Raw genomic sequence first — 17,095 nt, 5'->3', positions numbered from 1 at the left:
ACCCTACGACCCTTGCCGCAGCTTGGCCAGCACCTTCAGCCCGCCATAGCCGTCGGCCGGCGTGATGCCGGCGCGCTGCTGGAAATCCTTGACCGCCTTCATGGTGTCGTTGCCGACGCGGCCATCGGTGCCGCCGGTGTCGAAACCGGCCTTGGTCAGGCGTGTCTGCATCTCCTGCACCTCCGCCAGCGTCAGCGCGCGCTCGGAGCCGGGGAAGGGCTGAATGAAGGGCGGCGCGCCGAGACAGCGGTCGCCGAGATGGCAGATCGCGAGCGCATAGTTCATCGAGGGATTGTAGCTCTTTACCGAGTAGAAGTTCGGCCCCAGCAGGAATGTCGGTCCGCCCGCAACCGGCGTCCACATCTGCGCCGATGCATTGGGCTGCGGAAACGGCTGGCCGTCGGCGCGGGTGACGCCGGCGGCTTGCCAGGCCGCATAGGTCCGGCTGCCGCTCATGTCGCCGGAAGCGCGGACCTCGTAGCCCCAATGCTCGCCGCGATGCCACTTGCCGCGGTTGACGAGGTATTTTGCGGTCGAGCCCAGCGCATCGTCGGGCTTGCCGAACGGCGAGACTTTGCCGTCTCCGTCATAGTCAATGCCGACATTGAGCCAGACCTCCGGCATCCATTGCGAGTGCCCCATCGCGCCGGCCCAGGATCCCTTCATCTCCTCCGGCGTGCTCCAGCCCTTGTCGACGATGCGCAGCGCGTTGATCAGCTCGGTTTCCCAATAGGCCTTGCGGCGCGGCTCGTTCCAGGCGAGTGCCGCGAGGGAAGGAAACACCGGCGTCATGTGGTTCTGCTGCACCAGGGGATCGCCATAGGCGGACTCGACGCCCCACAGCGCCAGCAACGTGCCGCGCTCGACGCCGAAATCGCGCTCGATCCTCGCGAGCAGCGCCTCGTTGTTCTTCAGCGCGATCTTGCCGTTGATAATGCGCCAGTCGGAGACGCGGCGGTTGATGTATTGCCAGAGCTGCTCGTGGAATTCGGGCTGGTTGCGCATCTGCTTGAACACGCTCATGTCGGGCTCGACCCGCGCCATCGCGCGCTGCCACGTCGCAGCCGAAATGCCCTTCGCCATCGCGCGTGCGCGGAACGACTCGCGCCATTCGTCGAAGCCGGCTGGCGCGGCGAGGACGCGTGTCGGAAGCGCCAGCAAGCCGGCAGCGCCAAGCGTCGACTGGAGCAGGGCACGGCGGCTGTGACGGGGTGAGGAATCAGCGTGTTTCATGGGCCCATTCTAGCGGGAAACGGGTGCCTGTGGGACGGTTCCTGGGAACACGAAGACGAAGGCGCCCGGCCGGGGCGGGCGTTCACCGGAACAAACTGTCGCACTGCCGCATTCTCTCCGAACAGGGTCTGTTCATCGAAGTATTAGAGGTGGGATGAAGATACGCGCGCATGCGGAAAGCCACGTCGTCGAACTCGACGACGGATCGCAATGGCAGATCTTCCCCGGCGACCTCGCGACGACGCTGAGCTGGAAGCCCGAGACCGATCTGCACCTGCAGCCGAGCGGCGACCGGGTGAGTTCGCATGTGCTGGTGAATGGCACGGACCAAACCCGCGTGCGGGTGATCGCTGCCGGCGAGAGCTGGCCCGATGGCGAGGTCAAGAAAGTATTGAAGGGCGAATAGAGGCACCCGTTCGCCGGCCCCCCAATTTTCCGATGGCCGTTTTACGCTTGGTTCGCTCTTGTCCAGCAAGATGCGCGCATGAGCGAGTTGTTCGACATCATCCGTGCCAATCCATGGCCCTTCGGCGCCGGCCTGTTCGTCGTGATCCTGATGATCGTCGCCGAGAACTTTGGCCGCGGCATTCAGGGCGATGGCGCTGCCGGCGACCTCCCGGATTTCGATGGCGGCGAGGGAGGCGGCGGCGACTAGGCCCGCCTAGTCTTCCTGCAAATCGGCCGCGATGCCGGCAAGCCAGCGCCGGACCGTAGTTTCCGCCTTGGCATCCAGAGTCCGGGCGAGACGCTTCTCCAGCGCGATGACCCGTTCCCTGCAGGCCTTCAGCAGCGTCGCCCCCCGCGGCGTCAGCGTCCATTGCTGGATGCGGCCATGGACCGGATGCGGCGTCATCACGATCGCGCCGTCACGCTCGAGATTGCGGACGATGACGCCGACGGTCTGCGGCGTCAGGAAGGTGAGGCGGGCGACATCGGCCCCGGATAGTCCGGGATAGGCATTCAGCATCGTCAACACCGCGAATTGCGGCGACGTCACGCCGAGATCGGCGAGCGTGCGTTCCATCCTCAGGCGAACCGCGGCATGGGCCTGACGCAAGAGATAGCCGAGATAACCTTCTTCCCCGCGCTTGCCTTCGCCGGGAGCGGGCACGCGCGCCACGCCGTCATCGGCGGGTGCCGGCGTCTTCCGCGAGGCTTTCGATCTTGCGATGCCGGACGTCTTGCGTAACATATAAGAGCTCTTATACACTATCAGTGCTCTTACATAACACGAGGTGCACGGCAATGTCACACGCGCGTAGCGAATATGAGGATTTCAAGCGGATCGCGCCGGACGCATATGACCTGGTGCTGGCGCTCGGCCAGGTGGCGGCGAAGGCGGGCCTCGACAAGCAGCTGCTCGAGCTGGTCAAGCTGCGCGCCTCGCAGATCAATGGCTGCGCCTTCTGCGTTCAGCATCACGTTCTGTTGTCGGAGCGCATCGGGGTGCCCGTCGACAAGCTCCATCTGGTCGCGGTCTGGCGGGAAGCGCCGATATTTTCCGCACGCGAGCGGGCGGCCCTGACCTGGACCGAAGCGCTGACCTGCCTGCCCGATGGCGTCAGCGAGGAGGTCTATGCGGAAGCGTCTCGCGAATTCTCCGAGACGGAGCTGACGTATCTGACCTCGGCGGTAGCATCGATCAATGTCTGGAACCGTTTTGGCGCGGCGTTCCGCTGGACCCCGGCGAAGCGGCCGGCCGCAGCGGCCGTCGCTGCATCCTGATGGACAAGGGGAGACCACGATGACAGCCCTGAGCTTTTCTGCCGTGCAACGTCCGACGCCGTCTGGTTCGGCGGTGCTCGCCGTCGTCGCAGGGCTCGCCTGCGCGTCTGCGATCGGCAAGGCGCTGCCGGTGACGATGGATACCGTCTCCGGCGTGCTGGCGCCACCCTGTGCCACAGCGGCCGAGAGTTCGCCGCTCGACAAGGTCGAGCCGATCGGCTCCTACGCACTGCCGAACGTGCCCGGCAAGCGCGTCACCATCGTGCGGGTCTTCTATGGTCCGGGCGGGTCCTCGCGGCCGCATCGCCACGCCGGCTCGGTGACCGCGTACATCACCAAGGGCGAGATCCGCTCTCAGCTCGGCGGCGGCCCGGTCGAGACGTTCGGCGTCGGCCAATCCTTCTTCGAGCCGCCGGGATCGACGCATCTCGTATCGGCCAACGCGAGCGCGACGGAGCCGGCGGAATTGATCGCGGTCTTCGTCGCGGACGAGGGCGCGCAGCTGACGACCTATCTGGAGTGACCGTAGCCCGGGGTGAGCCAAGCGACATCCGGGCGGTCGTCATGAAGGTCCCGGATCTCGCCTCGCCCATCCAGGCACGTCAAGCGCGCGATGCTTCGGGGGCCTGACGTCAATCCGGCTAGTCTGCGCTCGCACGAGGCGGAGAGCTGCGCAATGAGGCGCGAACTGCCTCAATTCTCCTCGCTGCTCGATCCCTCGCGCAGGTCCGGCTTGATGACGTCCTCGGGCAGCGCATGGGCCACCGGCTGGGCCGTGACGGCGATCTCCGGGCCGACCTCTCGGCCGCGGGCGCGGATCAGGCGCTCATAGGCGGATACCAGCGTGATGTAAGGGTTGACCCAAATCCAGCCGTCGCGGGTGAACACCTGGACGTCGAAATGCAGATGCATCGACGTGCCGGCGGGATGGTCGAGATAGTTCGAGACCACGCCGATCTTCTCGCCCTCGGCGACGATGCGGCCGTTGAGCATGCCATCGGCGTTCATCGCCTGCGGATTCATGTGCATGTAGCGGAAGCGGATGTGCTCGGTCCGGCTGTTCACCTGAAGCGTCGCAGCCTGGTCCTTGGAGGAACGGATGACGACGGCGTCGCGCACTGCGACGACGGCGCGCTGCTTGCGATCGCAGGGTTCGCGGCCTTCGCCGGGCGGTGGGCACTCGGCGGCACGGATGTCCTCGCCCTGATGGCCGTAACCGCCGGCGCATTGCCAGACTTCGAAGCTGCGGGACTCGCAGAAATTGTCGCGCCAGGGATAGGCGGTCAGACCGTCGTTCCTGTCGCGCTTGGCGTAGGACTGCGAGCGCACGAAAGCGGGCGCCTTCTCCAGCGGAAAGCGGATCTGCGCATAGGCCATCGCATCAGGATGACCGCTCTTGTTGCGATAGCCGGTGTTGGGAATGATGTCGCCGCTCGGACGATAGCTGAAATCAGATGAGCGCGTCGCGGGACGATCGAGCCCGTTGGAGGCAATGTCGGTCAGCGGCCGCATGCGCTGGCCGCCGGCGATGCGCAGCGCTTTGAGGAAGCGCTCGGCAACCGGATAAGCCTCCTTGCAGGCCAGCCGGCGCGGTTTTGCGACGCTGTCGAGACACTGGATCGAGACCACATAGGCGGCGCCGAAGCGCGTGAAGGCGTAGCGGACATAACCTTCGCGGATGAGCCGGCGCAGGTCCGGATACGTCGCTGCGAGCGGCTTGACCGGCTCGCCCTTGCCGCCGGAGGGATGGGCGATGTCATAGAGCAGCGCCGAACCGGTGATCTGCACCTCGACCGGTCTTGCGAACACACGCGAGGGCATGCCGTCGCCGGCGCCGGGCTCGAGTGTAAAGGTCGCGCTGTAACCGGCGGGGCCGGCATCGAACATGTCGACGGGATTGAAGTCGGCCTGGTAACGCGACGGCGACAGGGTTGACGGCGCGCCACTGCGCCGGGCCTCGAGATAGGCGCCAGCGTCGAACGGCAGCAGCACGGGCACGGCACTGCGGGCAATGCCGGTGAAGAATTGCGAGGAGACACCGTTGAGCTGCACCAGGGCCGGCGTTGCGCGCGGATCGTAGCGCGGCACCGAGCGGCGGGGTACGAAGATGAAGTCGCCGGCGATCTGGGGATGGCTGTTGATCTCGGCGCGAAGCTGGTCGAGCGCTGCGCGCCAATCGACGCGCAGGGCCGTGAGTGAGGGGCTGCGGAACTCGTCCGCGGCCAGCGGAGCGGCAACGAGGAGCACCAGCGCCGCCAGGAGTAGCGAGACGAAGCGGAAAGCTTTCCCAACCACTGTCTCGCCCCCCGGCGGCACCCGTTCCCGATTCCCGGTCCTTCGCTTAGTCCTTCGCGCGCTCGGCGTAGGAGCCGTCTTCGGTCATCACCACCACGCGGGTGCCGACCGTGATGTGCGGCGGCACGGTGGTGCGCACGCCGTTGGATAGCACCGCGGGCTTGTAGGACGAGGAGGCGGTCTGGCCCTTGGTCACGGGCTCGGTCTCCACCACTTCCAGCGTGACGCGCTGCGGCAGGGCGATCGACACGGGATTGGTGTCGTGCATGGACAGCTTGACGGTCATGCTCTCCTGAAGATAGGCGGCTGCGTCGCCGACGACGTCCTTGGACACCTGGACCTGGTCGTAGGTCTCCGGGTTCATGAAGTGGTAGCCGTCGCCATCTTCGTAGAGGTAGGTGTAGTTGCGCTCTTCGATCGTGGCCTTTTCGACTTGGTCGGTGGTCTTGTAGCGCTCGGAGATCTTTACCCCGTCCGAGATTCGGCGCATTTCGATCTGGCTGACCGGGGTGCCCTTGCCGGGATGGATGTTCTCGGCGCTCACGACGACATAAAGCTTGCCGTCTTGCTCGATCACGTTGCCCTTGCGAATAGAACTGGCGATGACTCTCAAAGCTGTATTTCCTGCTTGCTTGGCCCGGCTGCGGCCAGGACGTGGTCAAATTGATGGGGGACTTGGGGCCTCAAATCGGACCTCGGCGCCCGTTTCGGGCCGCAACATACTGGTTTTGCCGCTGGATGCCAGCTTTTTGCTGCCCTGCGGAGCGGTCGGTTAATGGCTGGGGACAGGCCGATCTCGCCTTTCTGGTCGCCCTCGCGGCATCTCGACCGGCGGCCGTTCCTCCAGGCCAGGGGCCTCGTAACCCGGGCACTACGGGGCTTTTTCGCCGAACAGGGGTTTATCGAGGTCGAAACCTCGGTCCTGCAGGTCTCTCCGGGCAATGAGACCCATCTGCACGCCCCCCGGACCGAGATCATGCGGCCCGACGGCAGCCGGGCCAGCCGATACTTGCGGACCTCGCCCGAATTCGCCTGCAAGAAGCTCCTCGCGGCCGGGGAGCCCCGAATCTTCGAGTTCGCCCGGGTGTTTCGCGACCGCGAGCGCGGCGACCTGCATCTGCCCGAATTCACCATGCTGGAATGGTACCGGGCCGGTCAACCCTATGACACCATCATGGACGATACCGTCGCCGTCATCGCCCGGGCGGCGCAGGCGACCGGCATCGGGACGTTCTCATTCCGCGGCCGGACCGCCGATCCCTTCGCCGAGCCGGAGCTTTTGACGGTCGCCGGCGCCTTCGAGCGGTTCGCCGGGATCGATCTGCTGTCGACAATCTCGGGCGGCGAGGGTAACCGTGCCGCGCTCGCCCAAATGGCCGCTGGCAAGGTCCGCGTCGCCGGGGACGACACCTGGTCGGACATCTTCAGCAAGGTCCTGGTCGAGCATGTCGAGCCGAATCTCGGGCAGGGGCGTTTGACCGTCCTGTTCGAATACCCATCTCCAGAGGCGGCGCTGGCGCGGGTGAAGGCGGACGATCCCAGGGTCGCCGAGCGGTTCGAGGTCTATGCCTGCGGCGTCGAACTCGCCAACGGTTTTGGTGAACTGACCGACGCCGAGGAGCAGCGCCGCCGCTTCACGGACTCGATGAACGAGAAGCAGCGCCGCTACGGCGAGGCCTATCCCCTGGACGAGGATTTTCTCGCCGCGGTCGCCGCAATGCCGGAAGCGAGCGGCGTCGCACTCGGCTTCGACCGGCTGGTAATGCTGGCGAGCGGCGCAACACGGATTGATCAGGTGGTGTGGACTCCGCCTGCAGAAGAAACGTTAAGCGAAACATGACGAAGACCAATCTTGCACGCACCTTGCGCGAGCCGGCCGAACTCGTGGCCGAGGGCCTCGCGCCCGCCGCGGCGCTGCCCGCGCTCGAGCGCGTCGCCGCGCGCTATGCGGTTGCGATCACGCCGGCGCTGGTCGATCTGATCGACACCTCCGCTCCCGATGATCCCATCGCGCGGCAATTCGTTCCGACCGCCGCGGAGCTGGAGATGCAGCCGGGCGAGAACGCCGATCCGATCGGCGACCATCCGCACTCGCCGGTTCCTGGAATCGTGCATCGCTATCCCGATCGCGTGCTGTTCAAGCTGGTGCACGTCTGTGCGGTCTATTGCCGCTTCTGTTTCCGCCGCGAGATGGTCGGGCCCGGCAAGGAGAATGCGCTGTCGGACGGCGCCTATCGCGCCGCGATCGACTACATCCGTTCGCATGGGGAAATCTGGGAGGTGATCCTGACCGGCGGCGATCCCTTGATGCTGTCGCCGCGTCGCATGAGCGAGATCATGGCCGATCTCGCGGCAATCGATCACGTCAAGATCATCCGCCTTCACACCCGCGTGCCGGTCGCCGATCCCGCGCGCGTCAGCGACGAGATGGTCGCCGCGCTGAAGGTTTCGGGTGCGGCCACCTGGGTTGCGCTGCATGCCAATCATGCGCGCGAGCTGACGGAAGGCGCCCGTGCCGCTTGCGCGCGGCTCGTCGATGCCGGCATTGCCATGGTCAGCCAGTCCGTGCTTTTGCGCGGCGTCAACGACAATGTGGCTGCTTTGTCGAATTTGATGCGCGCTTTCGTCGAATGCCGGATCAAGCCCTACTACCTGCATCACGGCGATCTGGCGCCGGGCACAGCGCATCTGCGAACGACGCTGGCCGAGGGGCAGGAATTGATGCGGCAACTACGCGGGCGGGTGTCAGGACTGTGTCAGCCTGACTATGTCATCGATATTCCCGGCGGCGCCGGCAAGTCGCCGGTCGGGCCGAATTATGTGTTGGCGGCACAAAATACCGCACCCGATGCACGTGATGCGGACGCCGAAACACGCTATCGTATCGTGGATTATTGCGGCGAGGTTCATCTCTATCCGCCCGAGACCTGAGCGGTGATGGTGGGAGCGCCCGTTGAGAACGGAGGATAACGACATGAAGAAGATCATCGTGGCAGCATCGCTCGTGGTCTTGCTCGGCGGCACGGCGGTTGCACAAACCGGCGGCTCCAAGGGATCGACATCAAGCGGCGCATCCTCCGGATCGGTGTTGCCGGCGCCCGTCGGTCATCGCCAGCCGCGCGCCAGCGATGTGCCGAACGAGAAGAACCTGAGCGATCCGAACAATCCCGTGAACAAGGAAGACGCCCTGCTCGACAAGAAGATCAAGAGCATCTGCCGCGGCTGCTGATCACGACAGGGGGCAGGGGCGCGAACAGCATCGCCCCGCCCGCATTGCCTTCGCCTCAGGCCGACCGCTCGTGCAACCCTGCGCGCTGGGTATTGCGGCGGATTTCGACCGCGTCGGCGAGCTGCTCGAGCACGGTTGCCGTGGTCGCCCAATCGATACAGCCATCCGTGATGCTCTGGCCGTAGGTGAGCGGCTTGCCCAGCACCACGTCCTGGCGGCCGGCGACGAGATTGCTCTCGATCATCACGCCCATGAGGCGGTTCTCGCCGCCCGAGATCTGGGCGGCGATGTCCGCCGTCACCAGCGGCTGGTTCTCCGGCTTCTTGCTCGAATTGGCATGGCTCGCATCCACCATGACGAGCGGCGCGACGCCGGATTTCGCCAGCTCGTTGCAGGCCGCCGCGACGCTTGCCGCGTCAAAGTTCGGCTTGCTGCCGCCGCGCAGGATGATGTGGCAGTCCTCGTTGCCGGCGGTCGAGGCGATCGCCGAGCGGCCGAGCTTGGTCACCGCCATGAAATGGTGCGGATGCGCGGCCGACTTCACGGCGTCTGCCGCGATCCGCACGTTGCCGTCGGTGCCGTTCTTGAAGCCGACCGGGCAGGACAGGCCGGAGGCCAGCTCGCGGTGGATCTGGCTCTCGGTCGTGCGCGCGCCGATGGCGGCCCAGGACACGAGGTCGGCGATGTATTGCGGCGTTGTCATGTCCAGGAATTCGGTGCCGGCCGGCAGGCCGAGATTGTTCACGGCCGCCAGCACGTTGCGCGCCAGCCGCAGGCCCTTGTTGATGTCGAAGCTGCCGTCGAGATCGGGATCGTTGATCAGGCCTTTCCAGCCGACGGTGGTGCGCGGCTTCTCGAAATAGACCCGCATCACGATCTCGAGCTGGTCGGCGAGGTCCTCGCGCAGCTTTGCAAGGCGCTCGGCGTAGTCGAGCGCGGCCCTGGGATCGTGCACCGAGCAGGGGCCGACCACGACCAGCAGGCGGTCGTCCTGGCCGGTGAGGATGGCATGGATGGCGTTGCGCGCCGCCATGACCACACGGGTCGCCGTGAGCGTGCGCGGGACTTCCCGCATCACCTCATCGGGCGTGCTCAGCTCTTTCAGTTCGCGGATACGAAGATCGTCGGTCGTGCTCAGCACGGCGGGCTCCTGTCGGTTTAGAACCTGCCGGCCAATAAAAAAGCCGCCAGGTCTGGCGGCTGTTCGGACGTTTGCTTCAATATTCAGATTGAGCGCGATCCTCCTGCCGCCAGCAAGCTGTCGTAGCTAAAGTACCAAAAATAGCTGGTGGCGACGGTGATCATGGCAGGCGATATAGCGTGCCGTCGGCACCTTGTCACCCCCCAAAACGGCACCGGGCGCGACTGAGCGTCTCAGGTGTTGCTGTTGCGCGCCGCCAGCGACACGCCGATCAGGGTGGCGCCGCCGAACAGCAGGTTGATACCGACGAGGACGCCGATCGCCCATTCCGCCGAGCTCGGCAGACCCGTGATCACCATGAAGGCGATCGCGATGTCGACGAGCCCCGAGATCAGGAGCCACGACCAGCGGCCGCTGAGCTCGCGGCGGTGCTCGAGCGCGTACATGATGGTGGCGACGCCCTCGGCGAGGAAATAGGCGCCGAGCACGATGGTCAGCGTCAGCACGGCCTGCATCGGCCGGGCCAGCAGCAGCAGGCCGGCGAAGCAGGCGACTGCGGCCGAGATCAGCGACCACCAGAAACCCGGCGTGCGGCGCGCCCAATAAGTCACGATCAAGCCGCCGATGCCGCTGATCAAAAATACCCAGCCGAGGAAGATCGCGGTCGCAAGGCTGGCGAGCGGCGGCACGATCAGCGCGGCAATGCCGAGCACGGCGAGCAGGATGCCTTCGAACAGGAAAGCCCTCCAATGCGCTTTCACCGCCTGGCTCATCGCGGATTGCAGCCGTGAAAAATCCTCGGGCGATGTCATGGTGCTCCCCAAATTGGCCGCCGATGCGTCCAATCTACCGGTGCGCAGCGCGCTCGCCAACCCGTGCGTCAGCCGCCCCCGTGCGCAGACGAAAAACCTTCACCACTGGTACGAACGCGGTTACGGCCGAGAATGTAGATCGCGATCGTGACGGTCAGAAGTGCGAGACCGAGCAGGATCGAGACGAAGCCGATCGGGATCAGCGCCAGCGTGAGATTACGCTCGGGGTTGATGAGCCAGTGATGGATCGAGGTCAGCACGAAAGCGAGGCCGAGAAAGCCGACGCCGCCACCGGCGAGCAACAGCGCCCACATCCGCCGCAATTGGCTGAGCCGCTCCCGCGCGACGTCGGTGCGGGGCGCGTGGTGGCGCGCGACGCGCCGGACCAGGCGGATGGCGAACGCGATCGAGCTGAAGCCGATCAGGAGGCTCGCGCCGCCCAGCCACATCCGGATCGTCGGATCGAGATCGGGCATGCGCTGAAGCGTCAGCAGCGGGAAGTCGAAGGCCGAATGCAGCGCAAGCGGGCCGGCGAAGATCAAGAGGCGGCTGGACAGGCGGGCCCAGTCGCGATGGTGGCGGTTCGCGCCGAGCGCCGTGCCGGCCCGCGCGGTCGTCAGGTAAGCGCCGGCGATGATGCCGAGCGCGCCGTGGAAAGGCACCGTCAGCACGCTGCGAAGTGCGGCCAGCGACCGCCACATCTCGGCATGCTGGACGAGATAAGCGAGGTTCTCGTAGGCGGCGAAGCCGAGGCCGACCGCGGCGCCGTAGACCACGGTGTCCATCGGATTGGCGAAGGTGCGCCGCTTGGTCGAGGAGACCAGCACGATGGCAATTACCTTCACGGCTTCTTCCGGCAGCGCGACCCCGAACACCGAATGCATGGCCAGCGCGGCCCAGGGGTTGTCGGGGGCCGCAACCATCTTGGCGAAGGGGGCTCGGGCAAGGCCCAGCAGCGAAATGCTGGCCGCACCTAACAGGAACGCGGTCCAGACCTGGGCCGGCGGCCCCGGACGTTCCTCGGCGGCAATGACGAGCCAGAGCATCAGCAGCGCCGGGGCGATGGCGGCAGTTCCGATGACGGTGGGTAACGCTTCAATCAGGTACATCGGCGCCGAAAATAGGTTCCCTTGGTCCGCTTAGCTACTTCTACCGATGCGACCATGTGTCATGTGCTGGCTGTCGCCTCGCTTAACGAGCGGGACAGCCAACCTTCATAAGGACCGCCATCTCCAGAATACGAGCGCAATCAATTGCATGACAAAGCCGCTTCGTCATCAATAGCATATAGCGGCGCCTTGCGGCCCGGTGCGAATTGGCAAGTCAGATCAAGGGAGTGCGCAGGTTTTTTCGATTCACGATGGATATTATTGTCCCAAGACCGATGGCCCGCCCGGCGAGCGCACGGCCCGCCTAGTCACGCTCCGTCTTGCGGCCGCGCGGCGGTGATGCGATCCGGCGGGCCCTTACCTGCTCCAGCTCCCAGAAGGCGCGCACGAGGCACGTGCCGAGGCAGAACACGATGAGCAGCAGCAGGAAGGCCTGGTCGACGGCTGGGATGTGCATCATTGCCCAGATTAAGCAACGCGCATGCCAAGCGTTCCCGCGTGAGCTGCGCTGCGTGCAGGCGGCCTTTCGCTCAGCGCTGGTCCCTGCCTTCAGTGCGTGGTGAACGGCGGTGGCGCTTCGGGGGCGATGTCGAAGGCGCCGAGATGGAATTCCTCGCCGACAAACACGTCCCGCTCGGCAGGGTGCGCGAGCAGCGTGAAGGCGGCGTTGGGATATTGCTTCCAGATGTCGAGATCGTCGGCGGTGATGGTGAGCCAGCCGAACGTGTACATGTAGCGGCCGGGCTCGGTAACCCGGCCGACCCTGTCCCAAGTGATCTTGTTGACTGGCATCCGGTCCCCCGATCGCAAGTCCGCAAAAGACGTCCGGCATGCGGCACGGACCGTCAAAAGCTGATCCCGCAATGGGGCCGCGATAGGGCGGCGATGCGGAGGCGAGACGGCCGCAACGCGGCCGCCGCCTGCCGGTCAGCGCGCCGTCGAGGCCGCCTGTGCTTCGGCCTGCTCCAGCTGCCGGTGCGAGGCGTGGAAGACGTCGTGGACGAGGCCGATCTTTTCCAGGCCCAGGATGATCAGGCCGTTGAGATCGATCTCCCACCAGGCGTGCGAGATGTAGGCGTCCCGCGGAAAGCGGTGATGGTTGTTGTGCAGACCCTCGCCGAAGGTGAGGATCGTGGTCACGAACTCGTTGGTCGAGGCGTCGTCGACCTCGAAGCGGCGATAGCCGTAGGCGTGGCAGACCGAGCCGGTGAGCTGGCTGGTGAGGATCAGCAGATAGGCGCGCAGCAGGCCGGAGAACAGCACGCAGCCGATCATGCTGTGCACGCCGCCGAAGGTGTAGCCGACAATGCCGGGGATGAAGACAGCCGACATCCCGTACCAGACCCAGCGGGTGCGCACGAAGAACATCGCGATGGGATCGGCGAGGATGTCCTTGGCGTAGTACTCGTTGTCGGTGGTTGCCTGGTCGAACACCCAGCTGCCCTGGGCATGCAGGAAGCCCTTCAGCGCGCTGGCATAGCGATTGCCGAAGCCGTCGAATTGCGAGCTGTGGGGATCGCCGACATCATCGGCATAGAGATGGTGACGGCGGTGGTTGGCGACCCATTTGGCAATCGAGCCCTGCACCGCCATCTGCGCAATCGCGCAGAAGAAGACGCGCATGATCGGGCCGGTGCGGAAGCTGCGGTGGACGAACAGGCGATGCATGCCGGCGCCGATGCCGAACGTCGTAAGCGCGAACATCCAGGCGAACGTAAACAGTTCCACCTTGCCGACGCCCTGCGTGACGGCCCAGATGATGCCCGCGACGGCGCCAACATAGAGGATGCCGAGCAGAAGATAGCTCTCGCGCAGCTTGGCCCGGACCAGCGGGCCTTCGATGACGACGCCGGGTGGAAGCTGTGGCTTGGCGGCAGTAACGGTGGATTTCGCGATTTCAGCCGGGGCGGACTCGGCGATGGACATTCCGGGCGTTCCAATACTTGAGGCCCGCACTGATTGCGGACGTACTGGGAAACACCCTAGCGCGCAGGGGGGGCCGCCTCCAGCATTTAGTTAAGAAAGAGTTAAGATCGACCCGGCCGGTGTCAGGCCGACTGCGCCAGGGACGAGCGAACGATCAGGCGGACGAGGTCGTCGCGCGACCAGTAAACGCGCGGGGCCGCAGAGATGTTCTCACAACCTCGTCATTACCAAGCGCAGTCGGAAGCAGCGGACGGCAACTATTCGACCAGCGCCACGCCAGGCCGAGCGCGATCAGGGGCGGGGAGGTTCATGGTGAGGGGCGGTAAATATCGCCGTCTCGCGCGTGGCGCTCCCTAGCGGAATCGAACCGCTCTCTCCACCGTGAAAGGGTGGCGTCCTAACCGATAGACGAAGGGAGCAAACGCAGGGCCCTGCCGCTTGTGGCGGCACGGCCGCCGACCGATCCGAGTCGGGCCCGGCGGCTTGCGGCGGGCGAACGTATAGTGGCCTTTGCGGCTCCGGGCAAGCCGTTCGGGAACGTCTTTTGGAACCGGTGGATAGCGTCGCCGCCGGGATCATTGGGAGGCGATTACAAGGATTTCTTAGGGTTCCCTGAGCTAGCGTCGGAGGGGGAGAGTTTTCGCCGATGCCACAGCCCAAGAAGCGCGCAGACCGCAAGCTGCTGTCCCGGCATGCCTGGATCACGCTCGACGGCGGGTTCGCGGCACGGCATTGCCTGGTCCAGGACATCTCCGACACCGGCGCCAAGATCACGATGGACGAGGACGCGAGCCAGCTGCCGGGCGTGATCCGGCTGGCGTTTGCGCGCGATGCGCGCACCGGGCGGAGCTGCCAGGTGATCTGGCGCCGCGGCAAGTCGGCCGGCGTCAGGTTCATCTGAGCTCACGCGCCGGCCGGATGGCGCGCGGCGGCCGTCCGGGCTAGAAGGTCGGCATGCGTGCGCTGCTCCTCATCTTCATCACGTTGCTCATGACCTCCGCCGCCAAGGCCGAGGGGCTGCGCCTTCCGCCATCCGAGCCGCCGCGGGCGGGCAAGGCGTTGCCGCTGAAGGGCGCATCCGCCGCGGCGAAGGCGAATGCCTGCGCATCGTATGGCGCCGGCTTTCATCTGGTCGAGGCGACCGGCACCTGCGTGAAGATCGGCGGCGCGATCAGCCTCGACGCCGGCGTCAGGCGCTGAGCCGCATGCCGCCGGATCTGTTGCGGCTCGATATCGTCGTCCCCGTGCTGATGTATTGCGCGCTGCTGTGGTGGGTCGGCCGCGGCCTCAGCTGGACGGCAAAGCTCGCCACAGCAGCGGTGACGCTGCTGCTGATCATCTGCGTGGTGCTGGTCGAGCGGCGCTAGGCGACGTGGGCAAACAAAAAGTTCGAAAACAACCCCATGCACAGTAGCCGTCAAGTCGCGCAGCCACGGCGAAAGGTTGCGGCCAAACGGCGATTTCCCGTGCGCGCGTCGACGGTTGAGCCGCGCCGCCGGCTCACGACATCGGCGGTGCGACGAATTGTGCAAATCCGCTTCGCTTGCCGAGCTCGGCGAGCCAGCGCGTCAGGTTCGGCTGCGCCGGCCGGCTGATGCCCTCGACGCCGAGCCAGCGCCGCGCATAGGAGCCGATCGCGATGTCGGCGAGCGTGAACTGCTCGCCCTCGATGAAGCGGCGCGAGGCGAGCAGCTTGTCGGCGATCGCCCAGACCTCGGCGGCGGCATCGGCATCGCGCTGCACCTGGATCATGTCGCGCTCGGCGGGCGCGGTGCGCACGATGCCCCAGAACACCGGGCGGTCGACCGGCTGCACCGCCGACAGCGTCCAGTCCAGCCAGCGGTCGACGCTGGAGCGAAGCTTCGGCGCCTCCGGATAGATCGGGGTGCCGCGTCCATGCGCGAGGCAGAGATAGCGCATGATGGAGTTCGACTCCCACAGCACGAAGTCGCCCTCGACCAGCGTCGGGATCCGCGCATTGGGGTTCATCGCGAGATAGTCGGCCTCGCGGGTCTTGCCGTATTGCATGCCGGCATCGATGCGCTCGTAAGCGAGGCCGAGCTCGGTGAGGCACCACAGCACCTTCTGCACGTTGACCGAGTTGGCGCGGCCCCAGATCGTCAGCTTGGCGTCAGGCATGAAGCTTCTCCCGCGGCGCATCCTGTCTCGCGCGGGTGATAGCGGAATTTCGCCGCGCCAGCCTCTGCGATTGCGGCGAGCCCCTCATGCAAAAAGCTCCGCCCGGGGCGGAGCTCTTCATCGCAAAGTAAGCCTGTAATCAGTGGCCGAAGAACAGCCACAGCAGGATGATCACCGGGATCGGCACGCCCAGCAGCCACAACAAGATTCCGCGTCCCATCGCGTTCTCCTCCAATCACATTGTCCTGGGGTGAACGCGAAGGGCGCGGGCTTGTTCCTGCCCTGTGGGCCTACCAATGGCCGGTATTCGGCATCGAAACCCACGGCTCCTGCGGCGGCTTCGGCTCGCCCTTCTGCAACAGCTCGATCGAGTGCAGGTCCGGCGAGCGGACGAAGGCCATGTTGCCGTCGCGCGGCGGACGGTTGATGGTGACGCCGGCCTTCTGCAGCTTCTCGCACGTGGCATAGATGTCGTCGACCTCATAGGCGAGATGGCCGAAGAAGCGGTCCTCGCCGTACTTCTCCTCGTCCCAATTGTAGGTGAGCTCGACCAGCGGCGCGCCGCGCGTCTGCGGCTGCTTCTTCAGCGCCTCGAGATCGTCCGCCGCGCACAGGAACACCAGCGTGAACCGCCCCTTGTCGTTCTCGATCCGCCGCACCTCCTTCAACCCCAGCGCGTCCTGGTAAAACTTCAGCGCGACATCGAGATTGCGCACGCGCAGCATGGTGTGGAGATAACGCATTTTCTTGTCTCCTCGTGAACATTTCGGGATTTTGTAATCACCGGGGCGTTAGGAAGCGCAAAATAGCAGCAAATTGCAACATGGGGCAGGGTGTTGCGTGTCAATTGCGCCTCACTCGTTCGGGGCTTGTACTGAAGGCTTTTTGGATGGCGCAGGCACCCGTCCAGAATTCGCTCTCTCAATCGCCCCGTGTCTTAAGTCCCACTCGACGATTAATGTCCCTTGAACGGACGGAAGAAGAAACAGGACTTATCCCGCTACTTCTCCTCCGCAGACGTCGCCGTCGCTGGGCCTTCGCCCATGATCAGCAGCACGGCGTCCTCGTCCTTGGCGCCGTCCCAGTGCACCTGCTTGCCCGTGTGGGTGACGAAGCTGCCTGCGGGCATCGGGACGGTGCCGTTGTCGGGATCGAATTTCGCACCCGAGCCGACCCACCAGGTGCCTTGCAGCACGACGATGTAGCGGTCGTTGGGGTGGAAGTGCGGGCGGCTGAAATGGTTGCCCTTGGTCCATTTGTTGTAGACCATGTAGAAGCCGGGCTTGGTGGGATCGCCGACCACCACCGCCGTCTGTGCGCCGCGCGCATCGACCGGGCCCCAGGGAATCTGGTCCGGCAGTTTGTAGGTGACGGCGGCGGGATTGAGCTCGGCTGCGGAGGCGATGCTGAGCGTTCCGGCGAAGGCGAGCGGCAGCGTGCGCCAGGCGCGGCTTGTCGTCATGATGACCTCCCTTGATCGGCGCCG

At 65.4% G+C, this 17,095-nt stretch carries 23 protein-coding genes and 1 tRNA gene; 10 read left to right on the top strand and 14 right to left on the bottom strand.

The genetic code is table 11. From position 1 onward, the window contains the following. Nucleotides 1-3: 3 nt before the first annotated feature. Nucleotides 4-1,233 carry a lytic murein transglycosylase gene (locus tag ACRQ5Q_RS23145; RefSeq protein WP_439375310.1) on the bottom strand — a complete coding sequence of 410 codons (1,230 nt, stop codon included), beginning with the start codon at nt 1,231-1,233 and terminating at the stop codon, nt 4-6. 154 nt (nt 1,234-1,387) lie between these two features. On the opposite strand from ACRQ5Q_RS23145, the gene ACRQ5Q_RS23140 reads away from it, so the two are divergent. Beyond that, on the top strand, nt 1,388-1,639 hold the full coding sequence (locus ACRQ5Q_RS23140; protein WP_439375311.1) for a hypothetical protein: 252 nt from the start codon (nt 1,388-1,390) through the stop codon (nt 1,637-1,639). A 78-nt stretch (nt 1,640-1,717) separates the two neighbouring features. Further along, nucleotides 1,718-1,888, top strand: coding sequence for a hypothetical protein (locus ACRQ5Q_RS23135; protein WP_439375312.1), 171 nt, complete (start codon nt 1,718-1,720; stop codon nt 1,886-1,888). 6 nt (nt 1,889-1,894) lie between these two features. Here ACRQ5Q_RS23135 and ACRQ5Q_RS23130 read toward each other — a convergent pair whose 3' ends face one another. Next, on the bottom strand, nt 1,895-2,425 hold the full coding sequence (locus tag ACRQ5Q_RS23130) for a MarR family winged helix-turn-helix transcriptional regulator (protein WP_439375313.1): 531 nt from the start codon (nt 2,423-2,425) through the stop codon (nt 1,895-1,897). Between the two features lie 53 nt (nt 2,426-2,478). Here ACRQ5Q_RS23130 and ACRQ5Q_RS23125 point away from each other — a divergent pair, with 53 nt between their 5' ends. After that, complete coding sequence (locus tag ACRQ5Q_RS23125; protein WP_439392436.1) at nt 2,479-2,958, top strand: carboxymuconolactone decarboxylase family protein; 480 nt, start codon at nt 2,479-2,481, stop codon at nt 2,956-2,958. 19 nt (nt 2,959-2,977) lie between these two features. After that, the gene (locus ACRQ5Q_RS23120) at nt 2,978-3,481 is read left to right on the top strand and encodes a cupin domain-containing protein (protein WP_439392435.1); all 504 of its coding nucleotides are present in this window, start codon (nt 2,978-2,980) and stop codon (nt 3,479-3,481) included. A gap of 170 nt (nt 3,482-3,651) precedes the next feature. Here the strand turns inward: ACRQ5Q_RS23120 and ACRQ5Q_RS23115 are convergent, their stop codons facing one another. Next, complete coding sequence (locus ACRQ5Q_RS23115) at nt 3,652-5,274, bottom strand: M23 family peptidase (protein ID WP_439392434.1); 1,623 nt, start codon at nt 5,272-5,274, stop codon at nt 3,652-3,654. 25 nt (nt 5,275-5,299) lie between these two features. Continuing rightward, a complete protein-coding gene (gene efp, locus ACRQ5Q_RS23110) occupies nt 5,300-5,866 on the bottom strand; it encodes an elongation factor P (protein ID WP_027572324.1) in 567 nt (188 codons plus the stop codon). A 162-nt stretch (nt 5,867-6,028) separates the two neighbouring features. On the opposite strand from efp, the gene epmA reads away from it, so the two are divergent. From epmA to ACRQ5Q_RS23095, 3 genes are read left to right on the top strand one after another with little or no spacing between them, the layout of a single operon-like run. Further along, on the top strand, nt 6,029-7,093 hold the full coding sequence (gene epmA, locus ACRQ5Q_RS23105) for an EF-P lysine aminoacylase EpmA (protein WP_439392433.1): 1,065 nt from the start codon (nt 6,029-6,031) through the stop codon (nt 7,091-7,093). Then, complete coding sequence (locus ACRQ5Q_RS23100) at nt 7,090-8,184, top strand: lysine-2,3-aminomutase-like protein (protein WP_439375318.1); 1,095 nt, start codon at nt 7,090-7,092, stop codon at nt 8,182-8,184. The genes epmA and ACRQ5Q_RS23100 overlap by 4 nt, the downstream gene beginning before the upstream one ends. A 43-nt stretch (nt 8,185-8,227) precedes the next feature. Beyond that, complete coding sequence (locus ACRQ5Q_RS23095) at nt 8,228-8,482, top strand: hypothetical protein (RefSeq protein ID WP_439392432.1); 255 nt, start codon at nt 8,228-8,230, stop codon at nt 8,480-8,482. Between the two features lie 55 nt (nt 8,483-8,537). On the opposite strand, the gene ACRQ5Q_RS23090 is transcribed toward ACRQ5Q_RS23095, so the two are convergent. The 7 genes from ACRQ5Q_RS23090 to ACRQ5Q_RS23060 all read right to left on the bottom strand — a co-directional run bounded on the left by ACRQ5Q_RS23090 (nt 8,538) and on the right by ACRQ5Q_RS23060 (nt 13,889). Then, entirely contained in the window at nt 8,538-9,623 is a 1,086-nt protein-coding gene (locus ACRQ5Q_RS23090) for a 3-deoxy-7-phosphoheptulonate synthase (RefSeq protein WP_439392431.1), read from the bottom strand. A gap of 233 nt (nt 9,624-9,856) precedes the next feature. After that, entirely contained in the window at nt 9,857-10,435 is a 579-nt protein-coding gene (locus ACRQ5Q_RS23085; protein ID WP_439392430.1) for an HdeD family acid-resistance protein, read from the bottom strand. A 68-nt stretch (nt 10,436-10,503) separates the two neighbouring features. Further along, nucleotides 10,504-11,544: a PrsW family glutamic-type intramembrane protease gene (locus ACRQ5Q_RS23080; protein WP_439392429.1), complete on the bottom strand. Its 1,041-nt coding sequence runs from the start codon at nt 11,542-11,544 to the stop codon at nt 10,504-10,506. 304 nt (nt 11,545-11,848) lie between these two features. Then, the gene (locus ACRQ5Q_RS23075) at nt 11,849-12,004 is read right to left on the bottom strand and encodes a hypothetical protein (protein WP_439392428.1); all 156 of its coding nucleotides are present in this window, start codon (nt 12,002-12,004) and stop codon (nt 11,849-11,851) included. Nucleotides 12,005-12,093: 89 nt separating this feature from the next. Further along, the gene (locus ACRQ5Q_RS23070; protein ID WP_439375323.1) at nt 12,094-12,336 is read right to left on the bottom strand and encodes a hypothetical protein; all 243 of its coding nucleotides are present in this window, start codon (nt 12,334-12,336) and stop codon (nt 12,094-12,096) included. A 135-nt stretch (nt 12,337-12,471) separates the two neighbouring features. Beyond that, on the bottom strand, nt 12,472-13,470 hold the full coding sequence (locus tag ACRQ5Q_RS23065) for an acyl-CoA desaturase (protein WP_439375324.1): 999 nt from the start codon (nt 13,468-13,470) through the stop codon (nt 12,472-12,474). Nucleotides 13,471-13,814: 344 nt separating this feature from the next. Beyond that, nucleotides 13,815-13,889 (bottom strand) — tRNA-Glu (locus ACRQ5Q_RS23060). Nucleotides 13,890-14,116: 227 nt separating this feature from the next. Between ACRQ5Q_RS23060 and ACRQ5Q_RS23055 the strand changes: the two genes are divergently transcribed. Genes ACRQ5Q_RS23055 through ACRQ5Q_RS23045 form a run of 3 tightly spaced genes read left to right on the top strand, consistent with a single transcriptional unit; the run spans nt 14,117 to nt 14,837 of the window. Further along, nucleotides 14,117-14,371: a PilZ domain-containing protein gene (locus ACRQ5Q_RS23055; RefSeq protein WP_439375385.1), complete on the top strand. Its 255-nt coding sequence runs from the start codon at nt 14,117-14,119 to the stop codon at nt 14,369-14,371. A 53-nt stretch (nt 14,372-14,424) separates the two neighbouring features. Beyond that, nucleotides 14,425-14,670, top strand: a complete 246-nt coding sequence (locus ACRQ5Q_RS23050; protein WP_439392427.1) for a hypothetical protein — start codon at nt 14,425-14,427, stop codon at nt 14,668-14,670. Between the two features lie 5 nt (nt 14,671-14,675). Continuing rightward, nucleotides 14,676-14,837, top strand: coding sequence for a hypothetical protein (locus ACRQ5Q_RS23045; protein ID WP_212336736.1), 162 nt, complete (start codon nt 14,676-14,678; stop codon nt 14,835-14,837). Nucleotides 14,838-14,970: 133 nt separating this feature from the next. Here the strand turns inward: ACRQ5Q_RS23045 and ACRQ5Q_RS23040 are convergent, their stop codons facing one another. From ACRQ5Q_RS23040 to ACRQ5Q_RS23030, 3 genes are all read right to left on the bottom strand, one after another. Then, nucleotides 14,971-15,609, bottom strand: coding sequence for a glutathione S-transferase family protein (locus tag ACRQ5Q_RS23040; RefSeq protein WP_439375387.1), 639 nt, complete (start codon nt 15,607-15,609; stop codon nt 14,971-14,973). A 290-nt stretch (nt 15,610-15,899) separates the two neighbouring features. Then, a complete protein-coding gene (locus ACRQ5Q_RS23035) occupies nt 15,900-16,352 on the bottom strand; it encodes a VOC family protein (protein ID WP_439375388.1) in 453 nt (150 codons plus the stop codon). A gap of 257 nt (nt 16,353-16,609) precedes the next feature. Next, nucleotides 16,610-17,071 (bottom strand): cupin domain-containing protein, encoded by a 462-nt coding sequence (locus ACRQ5Q_RS23030; RefSeq protein WP_439392426.1) that lies wholly within the window; start codon nt 17,069-17,071, stop codon nt 16,610-16,612. Nucleotides 17,072-17,095 lie beyond the last annotated feature (24 nt).

Origin of the sequence: Bradyrhizobium sp. PMVTL-01 (assembly GCF_051861855.1) — a bacterium.
Lineage (GTDB): Bacteria > Pseudomonadota > Alphaproteobacteria > Rhizobiales > Xanthobacteraceae > Bradyrhizobium.
The sequence above is the reverse complement of the archived record's forward strand: the minus strand, read 5'-3'. Positions and strand labels throughout refer to the sequence as shown.